This window comes from uncultured Virgibacillus sp. (assembly GCF_947495635.1).
In the GTDB taxonomy this organism is placed as follows: domain Bacteria; phylum Bacillota; class Bacilli; order Bacillales; family Amphibacillaceae; genus Virgibacillus; species Virgibacillus salarius.
In genome coordinates, this window is record NZ_CANMAB010000196.1 from 1 (window position 1) to 1624 (window position 1624).

The following is a 1624-nucleotide window of genomic DNA, read 5'->3' on the forward strand; positions in this document are numbered from 1 at the left end:
TCAATGAAATGGTGCTTGATTAATTCTAAGAAAACAAGAGTATTTTGAAGATAATTAAAGTATATAGAGGGAGGAATTATGAATATCATCATTGTTGAATTTGTCGTTTATTGTTTGTTGATCTTAGCAATTGGCTATTATTTCAGCAAACGAAGTAAGTCTCACTCTGATTTTCTATTAGGAGGAAAAAAATTACCTGGTTGGACACTTGCCTTTTCTGAAAGGGCAACAGGTGAATCTGCTTGGTTGTTATTAGGTTATACAGGGTTTGTTTTTATGACTGGCCTATCCGGAATTTGGGTAGCAGTTGGTATAGCAATCGGAATAATATTTGCTTGGCTATTTTTAGCCAAAAAATTTATGTCAGAAACAGATAAGTATAATGTGTTAACTTTACCAGATTATTTAGCGGTAAGGTTTGGGGAAAAGGCGAAAATAATTCGCTGGTTAACGAGTATCTTAATTGCTGGGTTTCTTATGTTTTATGTTGGAGCACAGATGGCTGGAGCTGGAAAAATGTTATTTACAACATTTGGCTTACCTCCAACAGCAGGTATTCTATTAGCTACAATTGTTATCATCATTATTGCATTTGCTGGCGGGTTTATATCTGTAGTTTGGACAGATATGATCCAAAGTATAATGATGGTTATTACATTAGTTGCGCTTCCTATTGCAGCATTAATTTATATACAAGCAAACGATTTATCGATAAACGCTTCCCTGATACAAGCTGGAGATTCGTATAACTCTTGGTTTGGTGGTCTGACTGGCTTTGCGATTGGTGTGTTATTTTTTAACAATTTTTCATGGTTCTTTGGCTTCTTAGGTGGTCAGCCTCAATTAAGTGCACGATTTATGGCATTAAAAAATAATAAAGAAGCAAGACAAGGAAGTATTGTTGCAATTATTTGGACATTATTAGCGTATGGTGGAGCATTTATGATTGGAATAACAGCTATAGCCATCTATGATCAAGGCTCATTTCATGATGCAGAAATTATTTTACCAACGATGATTCTTGAATTATTTCCGCCTTGGATAGCTGGCTTGCTTTTAGCTGGGGTATTGGCTGCCATTATTACAACTGCCGATTCGCAATTAATGGTTGTGACAAGTTCAGTTAGTGAAGATATTATCCATAAAACATTGGGAATGAATTTTACAGAAAAACAACTTATCTGGATTTCTCGTATTTCTATTGTATTCTTCGGTTTAATCGGCATGGTGATCGCGCTTGTATCAGAATCTCTATTGTATCTAGTTGTCAGCTGGGCCTGGGCAGGAGTAGGCTGTACACTCTCCCCCGCCATCCTCCTTACATTTTTTTGGGAGCGATATTCTAGTGCTGGTGTGGTAGCGACAGTTCTTGCTGGATTAGTATCCACTATATTATGGATAAGCACACCTTTAGAAAGTATCATCACTTCAAAATTCACGACATTTTTTATTGCATTATTTTTTGGAATAGCTGTGAGCTTACTTCTTCCAGATAAAACGGAGAAGATCCATTCCCTGTCCGAAAAGAACATATGATAATGCTAAATAAAAAAACTGAGCAAAATTCGCTCAGTCCTTATCACTAAATGCTCAGATTTACGCTTCCTCTAGTAGCTATTATGGA

At 36.3% G+C, this 1624-nt stretch carries 1 protein-coding gene; it reads left to right on the forward strand.

Annotation, left to right across the window (positions count from 1 at the left end; all coding sequences use genetic code 11):
* Nucleotides 1–78: 78 nt before the first annotated feature.
* A complete protein-coding gene (locus Q1A47_RS20415) occupies nucleotides 79–1536 on the forward strand; it encodes a sodium/proline symporter (RefSeq protein WP_166531060.1) in 1458 nt (485 codons plus the stop codon).
* The last annotated feature ends 88 nt before the right edge of the window (nucleotides 1537–1624 follow it).

Excerpts from the sequence above, each read along its gene's own strand:
- Q1A47_RS20415 (WP_166531060.1), top strand. The coding sequence starts at position 79 with ATGAATATCATCATTGTTGAATTTGTCGTTTATTGTTTGTTGATCTTA.